19 protein-coding genes are annotated in these 19491 nt (G+C 55.4%); 2 read left to right on the top strand and 17 right to left on the bottom strand.

Going from position 1 to position 19491, the window contains the following annotated elements:
• Positions 1-44: 44 nt before the first annotated feature.
• From acpP to D467_RS0101845, 6 genes are all read right to left on the bottom strand, one after another.
• The gene (gene acpP / locus D467_RS0101870) at positions 45-278 is read right to left on the bottom strand and encodes an acyl carrier protein (protein ID WP_008956801.1); all 234 of its coding nucleotides are present in this window, start codon (positions 276-278) and stop codon (positions 45-47) included.
• A 124-nt stretch (positions 279-402) separates the two neighbouring features.
• Entirely contained in the window at positions 403-1146 is a 744-nt protein-coding gene (gene fabG / locus D467_RS0101865; RefSeq protein ID WP_018915807.1) for a 3-oxoacyl-ACP reductase FabG, read from the bottom strand.
• A gap of 70 nt (positions 1147-1216) precedes the next feature.
• Positions 1217-2176 (bottom strand): ACP S-malonyltransferase, encoded by a 960-nt coding sequence (gene fabD / locus D467_RS0101860; protein WP_018915806.1) that lies wholly within the window; start codon positions 2174-2176, stop codon positions 1217-1219.
• A gap of 191 nt (positions 2177-2367) precedes the next feature.
• Positions 2368-3387: a phosphate acyltransferase PlsX gene (plsX, locus tag D467_RS0101855; RefSeq protein ID WP_018915805.1), complete on the bottom strand. Its 1020-nt coding sequence runs from the start codon at positions 3385-3387 to the stop codon at positions 2368-2370.
• Positions 3388-3430: 43 nt separating this feature from the next.
• Positions 3431-3601 (bottom strand): 50S ribosomal protein L32, encoded by a 171-nt coding sequence (gene rpmF / locus D467_RS0101850; protein ID WP_018915804.1) that lies wholly within the window; start codon positions 3599-3601, stop codon positions 3431-3433.
• A 36-nt stretch (positions 3602-3637) separates the two neighbouring features.
• Positions 3638-4186, bottom strand: coding sequence for a YceD family protein (locus D467_RS0101845; RefSeq protein ID WP_018915803.1), 549 nt, complete (start codon positions 4184-4186; stop codon positions 3638-3640).
• A 147-nt stretch (positions 4187-4333) separates the two neighbouring features.
• Between D467_RS0101845 and D467_RS0101840 the strand changes: the two genes are divergently transcribed.
• Positions 4334-4936, top strand: coding sequence for a Maf family protein (locus D467_RS0101840; RefSeq protein WP_018915802.1), 603 nt, complete (start codon positions 4334-4336; stop codon positions 4934-4936).
• A 5-nt stretch (positions 4937-4941) separates the two neighbouring features.
• Here the strand turns inward: D467_RS0101840 and sppA are convergent, their stop codons facing one another.
• The 3 genes from sppA to D467_RS0101825 all read right to left on the bottom strand — a co-directional run bounded on the left by sppA (position 4942) and on the right by D467_RS0101825 (position 7730).
• Positions 4942-6066 (bottom strand): signal peptide peptidase SppA, encoded by a 1125-nt coding sequence (gene sppA, locus D467_RS0101835; RefSeq protein ID WP_018915801.1) that lies wholly within the window; start codon positions 6064-6066, stop codon positions 4942-4944.
• A gap of 62 nt (positions 6067-6128) precedes the next feature.
• Entirely contained in the window at positions 6129-6779 is a 651-nt protein-coding gene (locus D467_RS0101830; protein WP_018915800.1) for an HAD family hydrolase, read from the bottom strand.
• A gap of 9 nt (positions 6780-6788) precedes the next feature.
• On the bottom strand, positions 6789-7730 hold the full coding sequence (locus tag D467_RS0101825) for an RluA family pseudouridine synthase (protein WP_018915799.1): 942 nt from the start codon (positions 7728-7730) through the stop codon (positions 6789-6791).
• Between the two features lie 695 nt (positions 7731-8425).
• On the opposite strand from D467_RS0101825, the gene rne reads away from it, so the two are divergent.
• Positions 8426-11758, top strand: coding sequence for a ribonuclease E (rne, locus tag D467_RS0101820; protein WP_018915798.1), 3333 nt, complete (start codon positions 8426-8428; stop codon positions 11756-11758).
• Positions 11759-11816: 58 nt separating this feature from the next.
• Here the strand turns inward: rne and murB are convergent, their stop codons facing one another.
• Genes murB through D467_RS20170 form a run of 8 tightly spaced genes read right to left on the bottom strand, consistent with a single transcriptional unit; the run spans position 11817 to position 19398 of the window.
• Entirely contained in the window at positions 11817-12845 is a 1029-nt protein-coding gene (gene murB, locus D467_RS0101815; protein ID WP_018915797.1) for a UDP-N-acetylmuramate dehydrogenase, read from the bottom strand.
• A complete protein-coding gene (locus D467_RS0101810) occupies positions 12842-13312 on the bottom strand; it encodes a low molecular weight protein-tyrosine-phosphatase (protein ID WP_018915796.1) in 471 nt (156 codons plus the stop codon). The genes murB and D467_RS0101810 overlap by 4 nt, the downstream gene beginning before the upstream one ends.
• Before the next feature lie 41 nt (positions 13313-13353).
• The gene (gene kdsB / locus D467_RS0101805) at positions 13354-14124 is read right to left on the bottom strand and encodes a 3-deoxy-manno-octulosonate cytidylyltransferase (RefSeq protein ID WP_018915795.1); all 771 of its coding nucleotides are present in this window, start codon (positions 14122-14124) and stop codon (positions 13354-13356) included.
• Entirely contained in the window at positions 14124-14333 is a 210-nt protein-coding gene (locus tag D467_RS0101800) for a Trm112 family protein (protein WP_018915794.1), read from the bottom strand. Before D467_RS0101800 ends, kdsB begins: the two co-directional genes overlap by 1 nt.
• A 13-nt stretch (positions 14334-14346) precedes the next feature.
• Positions 14347-15342: a tetraacyldisaccharide 4'-kinase gene (gene lpxK / locus D467_RS0101795; RefSeq protein ID WP_018915793.1), complete on the bottom strand. Its 996-nt coding sequence runs from the start codon at positions 15340-15342 to the stop codon at positions 14347-14349.
• Positions 15339-17075 carry a lipid A export permease/ATP-binding protein MsbA gene (msbA, locus tag D467_RS0101790; protein ID WP_018915792.1) on the bottom strand — a complete coding sequence of 579 codons (1737 nt, stop codon included), beginning with the start codon at positions 17073-17075 and terminating at the stop codon, positions 15339-15341. The genes lpxK and msbA overlap by 4 nt, the downstream gene beginning before the upstream one ends.
• Before the next feature lie 56 nt (positions 17076-17131).
• Positions 17132-18067: a ComEC/Rec2 family competence protein gene (locus tag D467_RS20175; protein ID WP_340139688.1), complete on the bottom strand. Its 936-nt coding sequence runs from the start codon at positions 18065-18067 to the stop codon at positions 17132-17134.
• On the bottom strand, positions 18052-19398 hold the full coding sequence (locus tag D467_RS20170) for a ComEC/Rec2 family competence protein (protein ID WP_340139687.1): 1347 nt from the start codon (positions 19396-19398) through the stop codon (positions 18052-18054). The genes D467_RS20175 and D467_RS20170 overlap by 16 nt, the downstream gene beginning before the upstream one ends.
• Positions 19399-19491 lie beyond the last annotated feature (93 nt).

The following is a 19491-nucleotide window of genomic DNA, read 5'->3' as shown; positions in this document are numbered from 1 at the left end:
GGGGGTGCTAGCACCACACCCTCGTTTGCTGCATCAACTTGCCCTTACTGGTGGGCGTTTACGTAGTCGATGGCTTCCTGAACAGTGGTAATTTTTTCAGCTTCTTCGTCAGGAATTTCAGTATCGAATTCCTCTTCCAAAGCCATTACCAGCTCAACAGTGTCAAGCGAGTCAGCACCCAGATCTTCAGTGAAAGAAGAGCTGTTCTGGATGTCTTCTTCTTTAACGTTCAGGCGCTCTGCTACAACTTTCTTAACGCGCTCTTCAATAGTACTCATTAACGTACTCCAGTCGTTCACATTAGCCGTTTTTGATAACCAGCTATTTGGAAACCGCAAGCCAAAAGCTGCGGGGTAGTTTATAGACGCCCTTAGGCAGAAGCAACCGCTAAGCCTAAGGCCATCAACGCATATTCATGCCGCCGTTCACATGTAGCGTCTCACCGGTGATGTATCCTGCAGCATCACTGGTAAGAAACCCTACTGCGGCGGCTATTTCTTCTGGACCGCCTAAGCGGGCCAGCGGAATCTGTTTTAACAGCATTTCATGCTGAGCTTCTGGCAACGCTTCGGTCATATCGGTAGCAATAAAGCCTGGCGCTACCGCGTTAACGGTAATCGCACGTGAAGCCACCTCACGAGCCAACGCACGGCTAAAGCCTTCCATACCTGCTTTCGCAGCGGCATAGTTAGTCTGGCCCAGGTTACCCATGGTTGCCACTACCGAACTGATCGACACAATACGCCCAAACCGTGCTTTGGTCATACCGCGCAAACAGGCCTTGCTTACACGATAGACGGATTTAAGATTGGTATCCATTACCGAATCCCACTCATCCTCTTTCATGCGCATCAGTAGGTTATCGCGAGTGATTCCTGCATTGTTGACCAGAATCGTCGGCGCTTCAAAACGCTCGGCAATATCTTTGAGCACTGTATCAATGCTCGCCTGGTCTGTCACATTCAGACAAACACCAGCGCCTTCAATGCCGTTTTGCTTTAAATCAGCATCAATTTTTTGGGCGCCGGCCTCGCTGGTCGCGGTACCAATCACTATACGGCCCTGGCGACCCAGCTCATGAGCGATCGCCCGACCAATACCACGACTGGCACCAGTAACAAGCGCAACCCTGCGTTCTTGCGTCATAACGTTTAGCCTTTAACTATTTGCTTTTTAATTACTCAAAAAAGCAAGGATAGCGAAAAATTGCGGCGTATTAAGCACCGTTAGCCTGTGCTTCACGAGCCAACTCAAGCGCTGAATCCAAACTATCCGGGTCATTTACCGCCAAGCCTTTGGCTCCGCGGGCGATGCGTTTATTTAGCCCGGTTAACACTTTACCAGGCCCACACTCGATAAACACATTAACAGACTGAGCCACCATGGTTTCAACACATGATGACCAACGAACCGGCTGGTAGAGCTGCTCAATCAGCCGTGTGCGCAGTGTATCAATATCAGCATGCGCCTTCGCATCGACATTTTGCACGACAGTATAGCGCGGTGCACGAAACTCAACGCTTTGCATAGCCTCCGCCAACCGCTCGGCCGCCGGGCGCATCAACTCACAATGAGACGGCACTGAAACCGGTAGCGCCATCGCGCGCTTAGCGCCCGCTTCCTGGCAGGCCACAATGGCACGCTCAACGGCCGCCTTACTACCGGCAATGACGACCTGACCAGGCGAATTATAATTAACAGCGGAAACAATATCGCCCTGTGCAGCATGGGCACAAGCTGCTTCTACCGCATCATCAGCAAGCCCCAAAATGGCCGCCATACCACCTTCGCCGACAGGGACGGCGTCCTGCATGGCTTCGCCACGCAAGCGAACCAGCTGAACACCTTCAGCAAAGCCCATCACGCCCGCACACACCATGGCGCTATATTCGCCCAGGCTATGCCCGGCCATGACAGTAGGCCGAGGCCCTTCAAGCTCCTGCCACACCCGCCAAATCGCAACACTAGCAGAAAGCAGCGCAGGCTGCGTACAGGCAGTTGCGTTTAGCGTTGCCTCGGGGCCCTCCTGGACGACTTTCCACAAGTCGTACCCGAGTGCGTCCGAAGCTTCCTCAAATGTTGTTCCCACCACACTGTAGCGCTCGGCTAGCTCTCGCAGCATTCCAAGCTGCTGAGAGCCCTGCCCGGGAAAAATGAGGGCAAGGGGTTGAGACATGTCGTTCACCTTTGCTCTTGTAGGCATTTGCTCATTTGAGCGATAGGCGCGGTTACGGGCACATCCTGCTGCTACCTATAACCCGCAAAATACGTTCTAACGTTTTATTATCTCGTCGAGTAACATCCCTACTCTGATGCCTACGTTCAGTTATCGGGCACCTAGATCCAATACGCTTCACACCTGCGCCATTAGCGATGCTCCCAGCGGCCGGCGATTCGCGCGGGCAGATTATGCTCCACCTCGCTTAGCGCACGCTGGATAGCATAGTAGAAACCATCCGCCTGGGTACCACCATGGCTTTTCACCACGATACCTTTCAGGCCGAGCAAACTTGCCCCGTTGTAACGCACAGGATTTAATTCCTGCTTCAGGTATCTGAGCACAGGCTTGGCCAGTAGGCTTGCCAGACGTCCACTCAGGCGTGATTCAAACGCCATCTGTACACGCTCTACCAGCATACGGGTCAAACCTTCGCTCGCTTTAAGCACCGCATTGCCTACAAAACCATCACAGACAACCACATCAAGCTCACCATCAAACAGATCACCACCCTCGGCATACCCTTGATAGGTAAAGGCCGTGGCGTCAGGGTACTCACGTAAGAGCCTGTCGGCCTCACGCACGCTGGCACTCCCCTTAGTCGCTTCCGCACCCACATTGAGCAACGCGACGCGGGGCAGCCTTACGTCATCGACGCACTGCGCCATTGCAGCCCCCATTACCGCAAAATCAACCAGACGGTGCGCCGGCGAATCCACGTTAGCCCCTAGATCCAACAGATAGCAGCGGCGGCCATGGCGCGCTGGAATCGCGGTACTGATTGCAGGCCGGGAAATTCCAGGAAGCGTGCCCAGCTCGCGTCGAGCAAGAGCTACTAACGCGCCTGTATTACCCGCACTGACACCGGCATCGGCCTCACCAAGGCTAAGACTTCTTAGCATACAGGCCATACTGCTCGCTTGGCCATGGCGAAGCGCCCAGGCAGCACTGGATGTCTGGGAAATACTTAACGGCGCATCGCTTGCCACTAAACGTGACGTTGCCGCAGCCAGAGGCTGCGGCAAGCGTGAAAGCTCAGCAATCACTTGCTGACGCGGGCCAAAAAGAGTCAGCTCAAGATCAGGATGTTCCATCACTGCTCTTGCAGAGCCTTCGATAACGGCACGAGGGCCTTGGTCGCCCCCCATCACATCAATCGCTAGGCGCACGGGGCACCCACTCTATTTGGCCGCTTTACCGGACAGTTAAGGCTTATACCTCAACCACCTTACGACCACGGTAGAAACCATCGGCAGCTACGTGGTGACGCAGGTGCTTAGTACCGGTTTCTTTGTCCTGAGACAGTGTCGGAGCGGTCAGCGCATCGTGGCTACGACGCATGCCGCGCTTGGAACGAGTTTTACGGTTCTTTTGAACTGCCATGGGTGTTTACTCCAAGGTATATAGGGTAAGTGGTGCTTACTTTTTGCCCTTCAAGGCGTCTTTGCTTTTCAAGACATTGAGCACCGCGAAAGGGTTCGTGGCGGGCGCCGCTTCTTCCGCCTCGCCGCCTGTTTTGCTGACCAGCTGCTCCGCCGAGACATGACATTCAGTCTCCTCGTGATAGACCACCTGCGGCAAGCTGAGGATAAGTTCATCCTCAACAACCGTCAGTAGATCCAGCTGTTCATTTTCCACCAGCACCGGCTCATGGCTGGCAGGCAGCTCGGCGGCCAAGGCTTCGTCAGTAATCATTCCAAGCAGGAAGTCACTGGACACGTCTTGACTTAGCGGCACCAGGCAGCGACGACAGGGCAATGCCAGCGTCGCTTGCAAATGGCCACGAATTTCACGACGACCTTGGGCATCCACACCAAATTCCAGGACAACATGACAGTCGCCTGTTTGGTCACCTGCCTCTTCGGCAAGTCGTGGCAGCTTAGTAAGTGCCACTAAGCCTTCTAGTCGTTCGTGGCGGGCTGCAAGCTTATAAGGCTCAACCCGGCTGGGGAGTTGTGAGGTCAACATAGGCGCGCAATGATAGGCACTCCCCCCGCTGGTGTCAAAGCTGTCAGCATAATTCTTCATGGTTTATCGCACAAACCTGCAAATTAGGCACGGCTATCGGGTTTAGCTACACTCACTTTTCATTCCCAATGGCTTAGGAGAAAGAGCGTGCCGCTTACCCAAGACGCGTCATTAGTATTGGCATCAAGCTCTCGCTGGCGGCGAGAACTACTGGATCGCCTGCAGCTTCCCTATCAGTGTTATTCGCCGGATATCGACGAAACGCCGCACGCTGATGAGTCGCCTAAAGCGCTTGTGCACCGCCTCGCACTCAGTAAAGCCAACGCCGTGGCAGAACGCTTTCCTGACCACTATATTATCGGCTCAGATCAGGTGGCGGTATTTGAAGGCGATATTCTTGGCAAACCGCATACACAGGAACGCGCCTGCGCCAACCTGGCACGCTTTTCAGGCCAGCGGGTTACCTTTTTAACCGGCCTTGCCCTACTTGATACGCACCAACAGCGTCACTACACCCACATCGAACCTTTCGATGTAGTCTTCCGCTCATTAAGCAAGCGCGAGATCGAGCGCTACGTCGCCCTTGAGCAACCGCTGGACAGCGCAGGCAGCTTTCGCATGGAGGGCTTGGGGATCACCTTATTTGAGGCCTTGGAAGGTCGCGACCCCAATGCACTGATAGGCCTGCCGCTAATTGCCCTTTGCAGCATGCTGCGCCAAGTGGGTATCAGCCCGCTTGGCGCTGAATAGCAAACCTACTGGGCCTGATAGCGAAGCGGTGAGTTAGACGCTTGAAGGCCTAATACACTGGCTGCCACTTGCGCAAAGCGTCGCGTCAAACGGTCAAACGGATCAAGACGCGGCGTATAGTCTTCCCAGCTTGCTTCACCGACATGAGCGCGGGCGACCTCCTCAAGACTGCCCAACTGATCGACAAGCCCTAACTCAAGACCTTGCTCGCCGCTCCATACCAGGCCCGAGAAAATTTCTGGTCGATCGCTTAGACGATCGCCACGCCCAGCCCTGACGTCATTAATAAACTGTTGATGGGTCTGGGTTAGCACGCCCTGCCAGAACGCTTCGGCGTCATCATCCAAAGGCTGAAAAGGGTCCAGAAAGGCTTTGTTCTCTCCAGCCGTCATTACGCGGCGCTCAACACCGATACGGCCAATGGCATCCTGAAAGCCAAACCCTGCATAAATAACCCCGATGGAGCCCACCAAGCTCGCCGGTGATGCAATAATTTCATCGGCCGCCGAGGCGATATAGTAAGCCCCGCTCGCGCCAATATCTTCGATCACCGCCAATATTGGCTTATCGCCCTGTTCACGCAGACGCATTATTTCCGCGTAAATGCGCTGTGACTGCACCGGGCTTCCGCCAGGGCTATCGATATGCAGCACAACGGCTTCGGTATTATCTGAATCCCAGGCGCGATTCAGCCCCTGAATGATCCGCTCGGCATTTGCCGGTGCATCACTGGCAATAACGCCATTAACCTCAACGACGCCCAGGTGACGCTGCAAGGTAGACGAATCGCCCGCTGACGCCCAGAAGGCGTTATATACGACGGTCGCGACTAGCGCTAATATCAGAAACAGTGTCATAAACCGGAAAAACAGCTTCCAACGCCGCGAACGACGCTGCTCGGTCAATACGCCGCCAATCCAGCGATCCATCATTTCGACCTGGGCTAGTCGCTGCCGCTCACGCAGCGTTTCAGCATCATCGCCTGCGGCACCCACCGAAGCAGCCTCACCTGTATAAGCCGCCACATCAGGGCCCTGTGTCCAGCGATCATGGTCTGATCGACCAGGCGCGGGCCTATCTGCAGGGCTTTGGTCCCCATCAGCATCACTGCGGCGCCAATCATCACTCATACATCATCCTTTTTGAGTTTAGGAACGCCAGGTCATTGACCATCCACCCAACGTCGCATCATCTATCCATACAGCCAGCCAAAAAGATCCTCAACGTTATGAGCGACCCATTTAGGCTGGCTTGCTGCTAACCGCGCCGGCGTATGAACACCGTACGTTACCGCCACACGGTCCATGCCGATGGCCCGCGCCATTTCCAGATCATATTCCGTATCGCCCACCATTACCGCACGCTCTACGGGTACGCCAAGCTCAACAAGTATCTCGTTAAGCATTTGAGGGTGCGGCTTTGAGCGCGTTTCATCAGCGGTACGACTGGCATGAAACCAGGCACCGCTTCCCGTTTCGGTAAAAACACGATCAAGCCCACGGCGGCTTTTACCTGTAGCCACAGCCAGACGCTGCTGCTCGCGCTCACGCAGGCGCGCTACTTGCGCCTCAACACCACTAAAAAACGGCATGGGCGTTGTATTCCCACTCACAAAGTGGTGCGAATAGCGCTGGCGCAAGCGTTCCGCCTGAGCGGGTAAAATACCCGGGCACAGCTTGGCAATAGCTTCAGGCAGCCCCAAACCAATAATATCCTCAACCGCTGCGGCTTCAAGCTCGCCCCACTCTGCTTCCTGGGCTGCTGCCTGCATGCAGGCAACAATCTTGGGCACCGAATCCATCAAGGTGCCATCCCAATCAAAAATAATCAGCTCGTAGCGCATGAACGCTCCTTATCGGCGTGCGCGTTTCAGTATGTCTTCCAGCACATCCGGCAGCGGCGCTTTAACCGTCACCGGGCGGCCGTTGGTAGGCTCTGGAAATGTTAAGGAGCGGGCATGCAGAAATAGGCGACTAACCCCCAAGTGCTTCGTCAAATGAGCACTTTCGCGCGTTGAATACTTGTCATCACCCAATAGCGCGTGCCCGGCATGAGCAGCATGAACGCGAATCTGGTGCGTTCGCCCGGTGACCGGCTCAGCTTCAATCAGCGTGGCTTTTTCAAAGGTTTCAACAACGGCGAAATGGGTACGCGATACTTTGCCGTTAGGATCGACCCGCACCCGCCGCTCGCCGTTACCCGCATCGAAACGGTCAAGGCGCGCACTTTCATAGGTCTTACGCGCGGGCCAACGGCCATTGACTAATGCCAGATAGCGTTTGTCCATGCCGTGCTTTTTTAACGACTCGTTGAGCGTTACTAGTGCATCGCGAGATTTAGCCAGCAGCAAACATCCCGACGTATCACGATCAAGCCGGTGAACGAGTTCTAAAAAGCTCAAATCATCACGCACTTGACGCAGCGCCTCGATCAAACCGATCTTCACGCCACTGCCTCCATGCACGGCAAGCCCGGAAGGCTTGTTGAGCACCATCCAGTCAGGGCCTTCCATAATGACGCTGCCCACCAAGACATCACGCAGATTATCGCTAACTTCCTTTACGGCTTCGCGAGGCGCCAGACGCAAAGGTGGCACACGCACCATATCTCCCGCCTGGAGGCGATAATCTACTTTGACGCGCTTTTTATTAACCCGCACCTCACCTTTACGCACGATGCGGTATATCAGCGCTCTAGGAGCACCTTTCAGGCGAGTCATCAAAAAATTATCGATTCTCTGACCCGCTTGTTCCGGGGCGATATCCACCCACTGTACTTCACGCCCTTCGGCCATTGCCGCGCACTCCTGCTGTGTCTCGATGATGCTAGGCTAAAAACGGCATTCTAACGTAGACCCAAGGGCATTGCGTCAATTGCTGGTGGTTGTCTTTACTGTTATATTCCAAATCGTTCACCCGCTAAGCGCGGAAGGCTTGTTGAGTATTCCTGTTTTCACAAGTGTTAATGCCGCGTTTAGCTTAAGCGCCTGCCCGACCAACACGCAGGCCTGAGCACAAGAAGCGGCGTCAGTGTACGCACTGCCTGATTCTTAACGTATTAAAAAATGTAGTTACTCTGCCGCCCTTATTCACAAGTACGACAGATAAGGACGACAGATTTGCTAACGCTTAGCCTAAAACGGCAAGCGATTGCTTAATAAAAACGCCACACTCAGAACCGCTTCGCCTTTTCGTCACAAGGCATTGGCCAATTCTGGGTGACAAGTTCAACGCTGTGCCGGTGGCCGGCGTTGGCGAATCGATAAATGCTAGGTGTAGGCGGTGTCAGCAGGGCCGGATGGACGTGACAGCCACCGAAACATGTCCTGCCTCCGCCACGTACTCAACCTGTCAGCCGGGTCGGCGATCATGCCTTCCCGGCTTGCCGTGTCAGCATAACCATGCGCCGAGCACAAGCACGCAGCACCTGCGATTCGTCTACGTCCCCCCTTTGGGCGGTTCGCCGGTACTCAACGCTATGCGAGACAACATGAAACGGATGCTTATCAATGCGACCCAACCCGAAGAGCTTCGGGTCGCGCTGGTTGATGGACAACGCCTTTACGATCTGGATATTGAATCAGGCGCACGAGAGCAGAAAAAAGCCAATATTTACCGCGGCAAAATTACCCGCGTTGAACCCTCCCTTGAAGCGGCCTTCGTGGACTTTGGTGCAGAACGCCACGGCTTCCTCCCGCTCAAAGAAATCTCCCGCGAATACTTCGTTAAAGACGTCTCTGGTCGCCCAAGTATCAAAGAGGTACTAAGAGAGGGCCAGGAAGTTATCGTGCAGGTGGATAAAGAGGAGCGCGGCAATAAAGGCGCAGCGCTTACCACCTTTATCAGTTTGGCAGGCCGCTTTTTGGTGCTGATGCCCAACAACCCCCGTGCAGGCGGTATTTCCCGCCGCATTGAAGGGGAAGAGCGCACCCAGCTGAAAGACGCCATGGGCCAGCTCACCGTACCCGACAAGATGGGCCTGATCGTGCGCACAGCGGGCATCGGCCGTAATCCGGAAGAACTTCAGTGGGACCTGGACTACCTGGCTCAGGTATGGGAATCGATCACCACTGAAGCTGCCAAGCAGCCTGCCCCGTTCCTGATTTACCGTGAATCCAACGTTATTATCCGGGCCATGCGTGATTACCTGCGCCAGGACATTGGCGAGGTGCTGATCGACAGCCCCGAGATTCACGCTGAAGCGCTGGGCTTTATCCGCCAGGTGATGCCTTCATACCAGCAGAAAATTAAGCTTTATGCTGACGAAGTGCCGCTTTTCTCGCGTTTTCAAATCGAATCACAGATCGAAACGGCCTACCAGCGTGAGGTAAAACTCCCCTCTGGCGGCTCGATCGTGATCGACCACACCGAAGCGCTGGTTTCGATCGACATCAACTCCGCCCGGGCAACCCGCGGCAGCGATATCGAAGAAACCGCTCTGCAAACCAACTCTGAAGCGGCCGATGAAATTGCCCGCCAGCTACGCCTGCGGGATATCGGCGGCCTGGTGGTTATCGACTTTATCGACATGGGCCCGGCACGCAATCAGCGTGAAGTTGAAAATCGCATGCGCGACGCTTTGAAGCTTGATCGCGCTCGCGTACAGATTGGGCGTATTTCACGCTTTGGTCTGATGGAAATGTCCCGTCAGCGCCTGCGCCCTTCACTGGGTGAAACCAGCGGCGTGGTATGTCCGCGCTGTAACGGTCAGGGCACTATCCGCGATGTACGCTCGCTTTCACTCTCGATCATGCGCTTGATCGAAGAAGAAGCCATGAAAGAGCGTAGTGCGCAGATCCGCGCGATTCTCCCGGTGCCGGTGGCAACCTACCTGCTCAACGAAAAACGTAGCGTACTGGCCGATATCGAGTCACGCCAAGGTGTGCGCGTTGTGCTGCTGCCCAACCCGGAAATGCATACGCCTCACTACGACGTGCAGCGTTTACGCGATGATCATTTAGACGAAGACGACACCCAAACGCTGTCAAGCTTCGAGCTATCGACCGATACCGAAGTAGGCAAAGAGCCAGATCCAAGCTTTGCGCCACCGACTCAGCGTGCTGAAGCCGCCGTTAAAAGTGTCACGCATAACGCACCGGCCCCGGCGTCACTACAAACTGAAGAACCTGCCCCTAAAGCAAAAGCAGCAGCGCCGGTGGTCAACACGGAAGAGCAGCCGAGCGTTATCGGACGCTTTATTCGCGGTTTCGCGAAACTCCTGGGCAGCGATGACAGCAGTGCCGCAGAGCCCGCGGACAAGCCAAAAGAACCGACACCTCGTCGCCAGGCCGAACGCAGCAGCCAAAAAGCGGCCCAGCCAGGCAGCGAGACCAAGCAAAGGCCTGCCCGCAACGAGCGCAGCGAAAGCAGCAAGTCTGAGCAACGCAATAGCCAGTCGCGTAATGCAAATACCAGCGCTAATACCAGCGCCAATACCAGTACCAACAACAATGCCGGTGACGATGCCAACGATAAGCGTAGCGGCCCTACCCGTACCCGCAATCGGCGTCGCAACCCGCAGCAAGATGATGCCAAAGCGCAGGATAACACCAGCAAGAACAGCCGCCAGAAAGACACGCCTGCGGTAAAAGAGGAAAGCCGCGACGCCCCCAAAGCGGCGCAGAAAGAGCCTCGTCGCGATACCCAACGCGACACTCAGCGCGATGCCAAACCTGCCAAAGAGGCGGCACGCAATGAAGCTGAGCAGCCAGTAGCGAAAGAGGATGACAAGCCTAAACGCACGCGCAATAACCCGCGCAGTCGTTCACGCAAACAGGCCGTTAACCCGCAGGCAGAAGCAGAGCAGCTACAGCTGCAGACTCAAGCAGCCGAAGAAGCGTCAAACGCTGATACGGCTGCCGCAGAGCCGGTAACACCTGAAGCTAACGCGCCGCAAGAAACGCTTACCAGCGCTACAGCGACACAGCTGCCGGATGCTCAGCCGACTGACGAAAGCACAAGTGCCAAAGCACAGGAAGCCAGCCCCGCCGAGGAAAACACCTCAACGGCGGTATCTACGCCTGAAGCCTCTCGGCCTGAAGAGCTAACGTCCGAGACGACGCCGTCTGAAGAGACTGTCCTTGAAGAGCCTAATCTTGCAGAGACCAAGCTTGAAGAGACTAGCTCTAAAGAACCCGGCTTTGAAGAAACCAGCCTTGAAGCAACCAAGCATAGCGAGGCGAAGCCTGAAGAACTGGCTATAGAAAAGTCTGCGTCTGAAACGCTGATTGCTGAAGAGCCTGCTGTTGAGAAATCGGTTGCTGAAGAATCAGCTGTAGAAGAGCGTTTAAGCGATGAGCTGGCAACAGCAGCAAAAGGCGACGAGCCGATAGCTGCAGATGCTCAGCCACAGGCGGATGAAAAACCAGCCTATGCCTCTGAAGCTATTGCTCCTGAAGCCAGCGACGCAGACGTTATTTCTCAGCCCATCGCCGAGACTCATAGCGAGACAGCGAACGAAGCCGATAACGAAGCAGACAGCCACGCCGATAAAACGCTGGCTCCCTCCCCTACGGAGCTTGCTGAAAGCGGCGTAGCCGATGAGCCGAAAGAGATTGCACCGGTAAGCGCCCAGGCAGACGCTATGCCTGCTCAGGAGACTAATGAAAGCCAACCTGAGACAGATACCGCGCCCGCCATTAATCCGGCTTCGGACGTAATCACTGATGCCACCGATGCTGAAAAAGCACCGCTGTCAGAAGTTCAGGCCACAGACGAAGTAACGGCTGAGGAGACGCCTAAACCGCGTCGTCGTCGTAGCCGTGCGCATAACGATCCTCGCGAACTGCGTAGGCAGCAAGCACAAGAGGCTAGCAAAGAGTAATTTGCTAACTGCGCAAAAAACCCCGCCTCGGCGGGGTTTTTTTTATGCATCAAAAGCATTAGATCAGACGCGGCTCAGGCTCTAGCAACACGTTAAAACGCGTATTTACCTGCTCGACAAGAGAGTCAGCAAAGCGCATAAGCCCCTCTCGATCACCACCCCCTAGATGCACCAGCACTAACGCTTGGCGTTCATGCACGCCAAAAGCGCCTTCACGCGTGCCTTTTAAACCACACTGATCAATCAACCAGCCTGCGGCCAGCTTGGTTTGACCATTGCTTAAAGGAAAATGCGGCATGTCTGGGTAGCAAGCGAGTAACGCCTGTGCTTGCTGAGAGGAAACAATCGGATTTTTAAAAAAACTGCCTGCGTTCGCCAGCTGCTTGGGGTCAGGCAGCTTCTCTTGTCGGATAGCCGATACTGCATTGGCGACATCCAACGGGCTCGGCGCATTAGATAAACGCGAGGCAAGATCGCCGTAGTGAAGCTTAGGCGCAGGCTGCCTGGAAAGCCGCAGTACCAGTTGGGTAATCACGACGCGCCCATTTAAAGCATTTTTAAATAGGCTATCGCGGTAGCCAAACGCACAGTCGGCATTGTTGAGCCAGCGAGTTTCTCCCGTTGCAAGTTCCATGACCTGCAAAGCCTGAAGGCTATCGGCAAGTTCAACGCCATAAGCACCAATATTCTGCACCGGCGCTGCACCACAGTCACCGGGAATGAGGGCCAGGTTTTCGATGCCCCATAGGCCACGGGCAGCCGTATTGAGCACCAGCGCATGCCAGTTAACGCCCGCCCCCACATGCACCAGCACATCATTACCATCGCGGGTCAGCCACCATTGGTTTAATGCCGGGCGTATCGCAAGCCCGGCCAAACGGGACGGCAATAATACGTTGCTCCCACCGCCCAGCAGGGTTACCGGCCATTGCTGACATTTGGCAGCGGCCAGCGTACGACGTAAGGCGCCAAGCGATGCGGGCTCAGCGTAATAGTCGGCAATACACGGCAGGCGCAGCGTATTGGCAGATGTGAGATCAACACGTTCTCCAATAAAACCAATGCTGTGCGTGGCTAAAGCTATCACGCTGAGTCACTTTTTAAATGTTGAATCAAGCCATGCGACGCGGCTTCAATCATATCCAGCACGTCCTCAAACCCCTGGTCACCACCGTAGTAAGGGTCCGGCACTTCTGAACCTGGCCTACCTGCGAAGTCCAAGAAAAGCCCCACATACGCCTGGCTTTCGGCAGGCTTCAAGGCGTGCATTGCCTGAAGGTTAGCGTTATCCATAGCCAAGATGTAATCGAAGTCTAAAAAATCACTGGCCGTTAACTGACGAGCGCATAGTGGGCTCAAATCGATGCCCCGGCGCTTGGCTGCCACCTGCGCCCGCTGATCAGGCGCTTTGCCTACGTGCCAGTTGCCTATCCCGCAAGAGTCGATCACTACCTGCTCACCCATGCCCGCGTCTTCCAGCGCGCGGCGAAAAACGCCCTCGGCGGTGGGCGAACGACAAATATTGCCTAAACAAACGAACAGTACCCGCGTCACACAGCGCTTCCTTGTACGTTGAGAGTATTTAAAAAAGTGTCTTAATCAGCCGGCGTTAACAAAGCGCGTACGCGATCCAGATCTTCCTGAGTATCGACCCCGGCAGGATTAACCTCGCAGGCCAGCGCCACCTGGATTAAGTGACCATTGTGTAGCGCACGCAATTGCTCGAGCTGCTCTAACTGCTCAAGTGCTGACGCTGGCCAGTCACGATAAGCGGCTAAAAAACCTGCCCGGTAGGCGTAAATCCCGATATGGCGTAGCCAAGCATCCGTTTCAAGCATCGCAGGCGGTTGCTTGAACTGCTCACGATCCCAGGGAATCGGTGCCCGGGAAAAATACAGCGCGCGACCCTGCAAGGAGCGCACTACTTTGACCACGTTAGGATTAAACAGCGAATCAACATCGTTGATCGGTTCAGCCAACGTAGCGATAGATGCCTCGGGATCCTCAGCCAAGCGTAACGCTACCTGATCAATCAACGTAGGGGGGATCAGTGGCTCGTCGCCCTGCACGTTCACCACTAGCTCATCGTCATGTAACGCCAGGATTTGGGAAACTTCAGCCAGCCTGTCAGTGCCCGAAGCATGATCCGCGTGGGTCATGACGACTTCTGCTCCGTAGGCAAGCATAGCGTCACGAATGCGGGCATCATCGGTGGCGACTACCACGCGGCTGGCCTGACTTTGACAGGCGCGCCGCCATACGTGAGCAACCATGGGCTCACCGGCAATATCAAGCAGTGGCTTACCCGGCAGCCGGGTCGATCCAAAGCGTGCCGGCACAATGGCCGTAAACGTGGGAAACGCCATTACAGGTCTCCCGTGCGTCCTGGTGAGGTTGGCAGCTTTTCATCTGCATCCATTACCCGGGCTTCTTCAGGCAGCATCACGGGAATGCCTTCCTGTATCGGATAAGCCAGGCCATCGTAATGACAACGCAACTCTTGCGACTCGCGGTCGTATTTTAGCTTGCCGTTACATAATGGGCAGACCAACATCGCCAGCAGTTCCTTATCCATGCGTGCATCCCCTTCAGGATAAAGCCGACAGCTTGACTGTCAGCCAGTGTTCGAATTCTAGCGGAAGCGTGGCTTCCACTTCTAATACCCAGCTATTGGACGGGGCAATCTCTTTACATTTCACCGCATCTTTGGCGGTCATTACCACGGGGCGCTGCTTAGCAGGGGAAAATATAGCCTCACTAAAGCGCTGGTGATCTGCAAGCGCCAGCATCTCGCCTTCCACACCCAGTTCGCGCAGCGTGGTAAAAAACCGTTCAGGGTTGCCAATGCCGGCAACGCCATACACAGGCAGATTAAAGGGTAACGGGGTTAGCGGAAAACGCTCACCATCTTTCAGGCGCCGCCAAGCGACCGGCATTAACTGCATTGAAGTTGCATCAATTGGCAGTGAGTGGCGCATTTCACCATTCACGATCACGCCATCGACACGCGCTAACCGCCGGGGTGATTCGCGCAGCGGCCCTGCAGGCAGGCAGCGCTGATTGCCCAGCCCCCGTGCGCCGTCAATCACGACAAGCTCTATATCGCGCTTAAGCGCCAAGTGCTGCAAGCCGTCATCGCTTAAAATTATATCGCAGCCGATATCCACCAGCGCCTGCGTGCCGCGGGCACGCTTTGGGTCTGCAACCACAGGCAGCGCGGTTTGCTGGGCAAGCATGACCGGCTCGTCACCGCTTTGTGCCGGGTCAGTAGCCGGGGTAACGTGAAGCGGGTAGTGTTCAGCGTTACCCCCATAGCCGCGGGTCACAATGCCCGGCGACCAGCCTTGTGCCATCAGCCAGCGGCCCAACCACGCGACCAGAGGCGACTTTCCCGTACCGCCAAGCGTGATATTACCTACCACGATCACCGGTACCGGCGCTCGCCAGCTGGCCTTTTTCCCACTGGCATACGCGGCTTCTCGGCGCATCATGATGTATCGATAAAGCGCCCCCAAGGGGCGTAACGGGATAAGCCAAGGGCTATTACGATAGCCCCCTTCAAGCCAGCGTTGGGCTAGCGTCATGGCGCTTCCTGGAACTGCAGTTGATGCAAGGCCGAATAGGCGCCACCCGCTTCCAGCAGCGCTTGGTGAGTACCCTGCTCGATGATCCGCCCCTGATCCATGACCAAAATACGGTCAGCGCGCTCAATCGTTGATAGCCGATGGGCGATTACCAGCGTGGTACGCCCTTTACACACATGCTCCAGGGCTTTTTGAATATAGCGCTCTGACTCGGTATCGAGTGCCGAAGTAGCCTCGTCCAAAATCAGTATCGGGCTATCTTTAAAGATCGCTCGGGCAATCGCCAGACGCTGCCGCTGGCCGCCAGACAGCATGACACCGTTTTCCCCCACCACGGTTTCATAACCTTGCGGAAGCTTTTCGATATACTCACTGGCATAGGCAGCCTTTGCCGCCGCTTCGATAGCCTGACGATCAGGATTCGACGCGCCATAGGCTATATTTTCGGCAATCGTGGCGTTAAACAGCGTTACCTGCTGTGAGACCAGGCCAATCTGCTGGCGCAGGGGCCCTAACGCATACTCATCAATATTCACGCCGTCAATTAGAATGCGCCCTTCATTGAGGCGATAAAAACGCGGCAATAGACTGACCAGTGTTGATTTACCGCTGCCCGAGCGGCCAACGATCGCCACCAGTTCGCCGGGCGCGACGTGTAAATTGATATCGTGAAGCACGCCCGGCTGCTCGTCTGCATAGCGAAAGCTAACGTTCTCCAGGGCCACTTCACCGCGCAAACGCCCAGGTATGCGTGTGCCGGTATCCTGTTCGGGCGCCAAATCCATCAGCCCAAACAGTTCAGAGGCCGCGGCAATCCCCTTTTGAATATCGCTATTAATTTCGGTGAGCTGACGCACTGGCTTGATCATCAGGGCAGCGGCCGTAATAAATGCCACAAATTCACCTGGAGTCATATCGGCCATTAATGCCGGTGACATGGCCAACCACACCAGCAGCGCCATGGAAATGGCGACCAGCATCAGAATGACAGGAGAGCTTATCGCTCGGGTCTTGGCCTCTTTCATGCTCTGCTTGCGGTTTTCTTCGCTTACGCTTTTGAAACGCTGCTTTTCGTAATCTTCCGCGCCGTGGGTGCGCACAACCCGATAGCCCGACAAGCCTTCTGAAGCAACATGCGTGACATCGCCCATCGAGCTTTGAATTCGCTTGGAGATACTCCGAAAGCGTTTGCTGACATAGCTTACGACCGCGGCGATGACTGGCGTAACGCCTAAAAACAGCAGCGTCAGCATCCAGTTCGTCCAGAACAGATAGCCAATCAACCCGACGACAAACAGACCTTCGCGCAGAATAACGGTAACGGCATTGGTTGCCGCCCCAGCCACCTGCTCGACATGATACGTCACTCGGGAAACGAGATGACCGCTTGAGTGCTGATCAAAAAAGCGCCCTGGCAGATGCAGCAAGTGAGCAAATACGTCGCAGCGCAGCGTGTGAATCACATAGCGTCCTACATACGCCATGTAATAGGTACTCAAAAAAGTACCCACCCCGCGCGCGGCAAACATTAAAACAACAAACAGCGGCAAAAAAAGCCGAAAAGCCGCATCCGGATTTTGAATACCGTCAATGAGGCGTTTCATCATTTCCGCAAGCGCCGTACTGGATGCGGCATAAACCACAAACCCGACGACCGCTAAAGCAAAGGCTCGCCAATGCGTTTTTACATAGCTCAGCAGCCGTTTATAGAGAACCCAACCTGAATCAGTCACACGCGCTCCTGGCAATAGTGTGCAATGCGCTGAATTCTACCTTATGGCGAGACGCATCAACACCGCTTAGCGCTATCCGGTTGCGGGCGCATGGGCGTGATAATCACTGGATAGTCTTTTTGCAGCCAAAAGCGCAGCGCACCATCGTGCCCCGTATTCCACAGACAGCTGCCTTGTTTTCGAAAACGCCGTACCACATCATCCACTGGATGCTGGAAAGGGTTGTTACGTCCAGCACTAAAAATAGCGTGATCGGGCGCGATATGCTGAACAAACTGAACGCCGGAACTGGTGCGGCTACCGTGATGTCCGGCCACCAATACGCTGACGGGCAAATCAACATCGAGCAGAAAACGCCGCTCGATATCGCGACTGACATCCCCAGTAATTAACAGCCGCTTTTCGCCTACGCTAACTTCCAGCACGCATGAGCGATCATTGGCGGAGTAAGTATTAGACCCGGCGGGTGGCCATAAAAAGCGATAGGTTATGCCATCACGCTGCCATGCTTGCCCTCGCCCGCAGGCGGTGGTCGTTACCGGTAATGATTCACCTACTGGTGCTTGCCAGTGCGCCACGCTGTGGTCTGCAAGCAACGCTCCAATACCCCCGGCATGGTCGATATCGGCATGGCTTACGATCACTTGATCAAAATGCTGGTTAGGCGACCAAAGCGTTTGTAACGGCATAAAGCCTGCCTGAAAACGCGGGCCCGTATCGTAAAGCAGACGGTACTGCTGGCTATGCAGCTCAATTAGCTGGCCTTGGCCCACATCATGCACAGTCACACGTAGCTTACCTTTGGGTATGGGCTCCTGAGGCGACCACCAGGGAAGCAACACCGTGAGTAGTACCGCCCCACCTCTTAACCAGAGAGGCACACTCGGCAGCCCCCAGCATAGCGCCAGCCATAAAAGCACACCGCTTAAAGGATAGATGAGTGCCTGGTCAGGCTCCCACAGCGGCCATAGTTGCACTACCTGGGTGAGCAAAGCGTAAAAACGCCCAGCGCCTGCTCAAACAGCCACCACACGCCTGTGCCAAGTAAAGGTAACGGCGAGAATATCCAACCCAACAGCGCCAAAGGCACCATCACAGAACTGACCCAGGGCACGGCGATTAAATTGATAAGTGGCGACGCCGGCGCGATACGTTCAAATGCAATAAGCACGGCAGCCGCCATTAGCGGAGCCAGCAATAACTGTGAGCGCAGCAGTGCCCAGCACCAGCCTTTAATACCCTGCGGGCGCGAGCGTCCCTGCCAGATAATAATCAGCCAGCCAACGGCCAGAAATGAAAGCCAGAGCCCAGGGCGCCATAATGACAGCGGATCGATCACAACAACCAACCCAAGCGCCAGCCACCAAGCCTGCCAAACGCCCGGCGCATGCCGTCCACTCAACACCCAGAGGCCCACCAGCGCCATCACCATGGCCCGCATCGCTGGGGGTGCCAAGCCTGCCAATGACGCATACCCAATGGTAACCACCGCCGCTGCCCACCACGGCCAAACGCGCATCCGCCAGTTAGTGGGAGTCATTAACCGTGACGCCATTCTCGCCAGGAGTAGCGCAAACCCGGCCACCAAACCAACGTGCAAACCTGAAATCACCACTAAGTGGGTAGTGCCCGTGGCGTTGAGTAGCGCCCAGTCATCCTGGGTTAACCGCTCGCCCTCACCGAGCGTCAAGGCGGCCAGCCAACGACGCGTCCGTTCGCTCAGAGGCTGGTTATCCAATATATCTAGCGCTATTCGGCGTACAGAAAAGCCGGCATCAGCCAGCTTTACCGCTGCTGGCTCCTGGCGCACATACCCCGTTGCGTGAATGCCCTCTCGCCATAGCCACTGCTCAAAATCAAAGACATCAGGATTAGCAAAACCACTGGGAGGACGCAGGCGCAGCGTCATGCGCCACTGCTCTCCGGTTTGATAGACACTATCGCCATACGCCGTAACACGTACTTTTTGGAGCGCACGGCAAGAAGGCGCATTACTGGGCGCGTCACACGCCTTAACGCTTAGCAGCAGCCGCTGGGAGCCACCAGATGCGGTGACGCTAAGCAACGCGGCATCCACAACGACATCTTCACCATTGAGCCCAGCCGGCAGTCGGCTGGCCCACTCCTGATGAATGCCTACAAAAACCCAACCACCGATCAACACCCATATCGTCGCCTGAGGCCGCCAGACCATTAACAACAACGCAGCCAGCAACCCAACGCCTACTAAAGGATTAATAAGCCCTGTCATGCCGCTTAACCCAGCAATAATAGCGCCTGACAGGGCCGCCAATGCAGCTGGTATCGCAACGCCCAACGGCATACGACTCTCCTTGGCATAAGAACTTCACACACTCGGCATAGCCTAAGCACTACGCTATATGGATAATGGGTGCACTAATAGGCAAGAGTACCT

This window comes from Vreelandella zhanjiangensis DSM 21076, assembly GCF_000377665.1.
Lineage (GTDB): Bacteria > Pseudomonadota > Gammaproteobacteria > Pseudomonadales > Halomonadaceae > Vreelandella > Vreelandella zhanjiangensis.
This window is presented reverse-complemented; position numbering and strand designations above follow the sequence as displayed.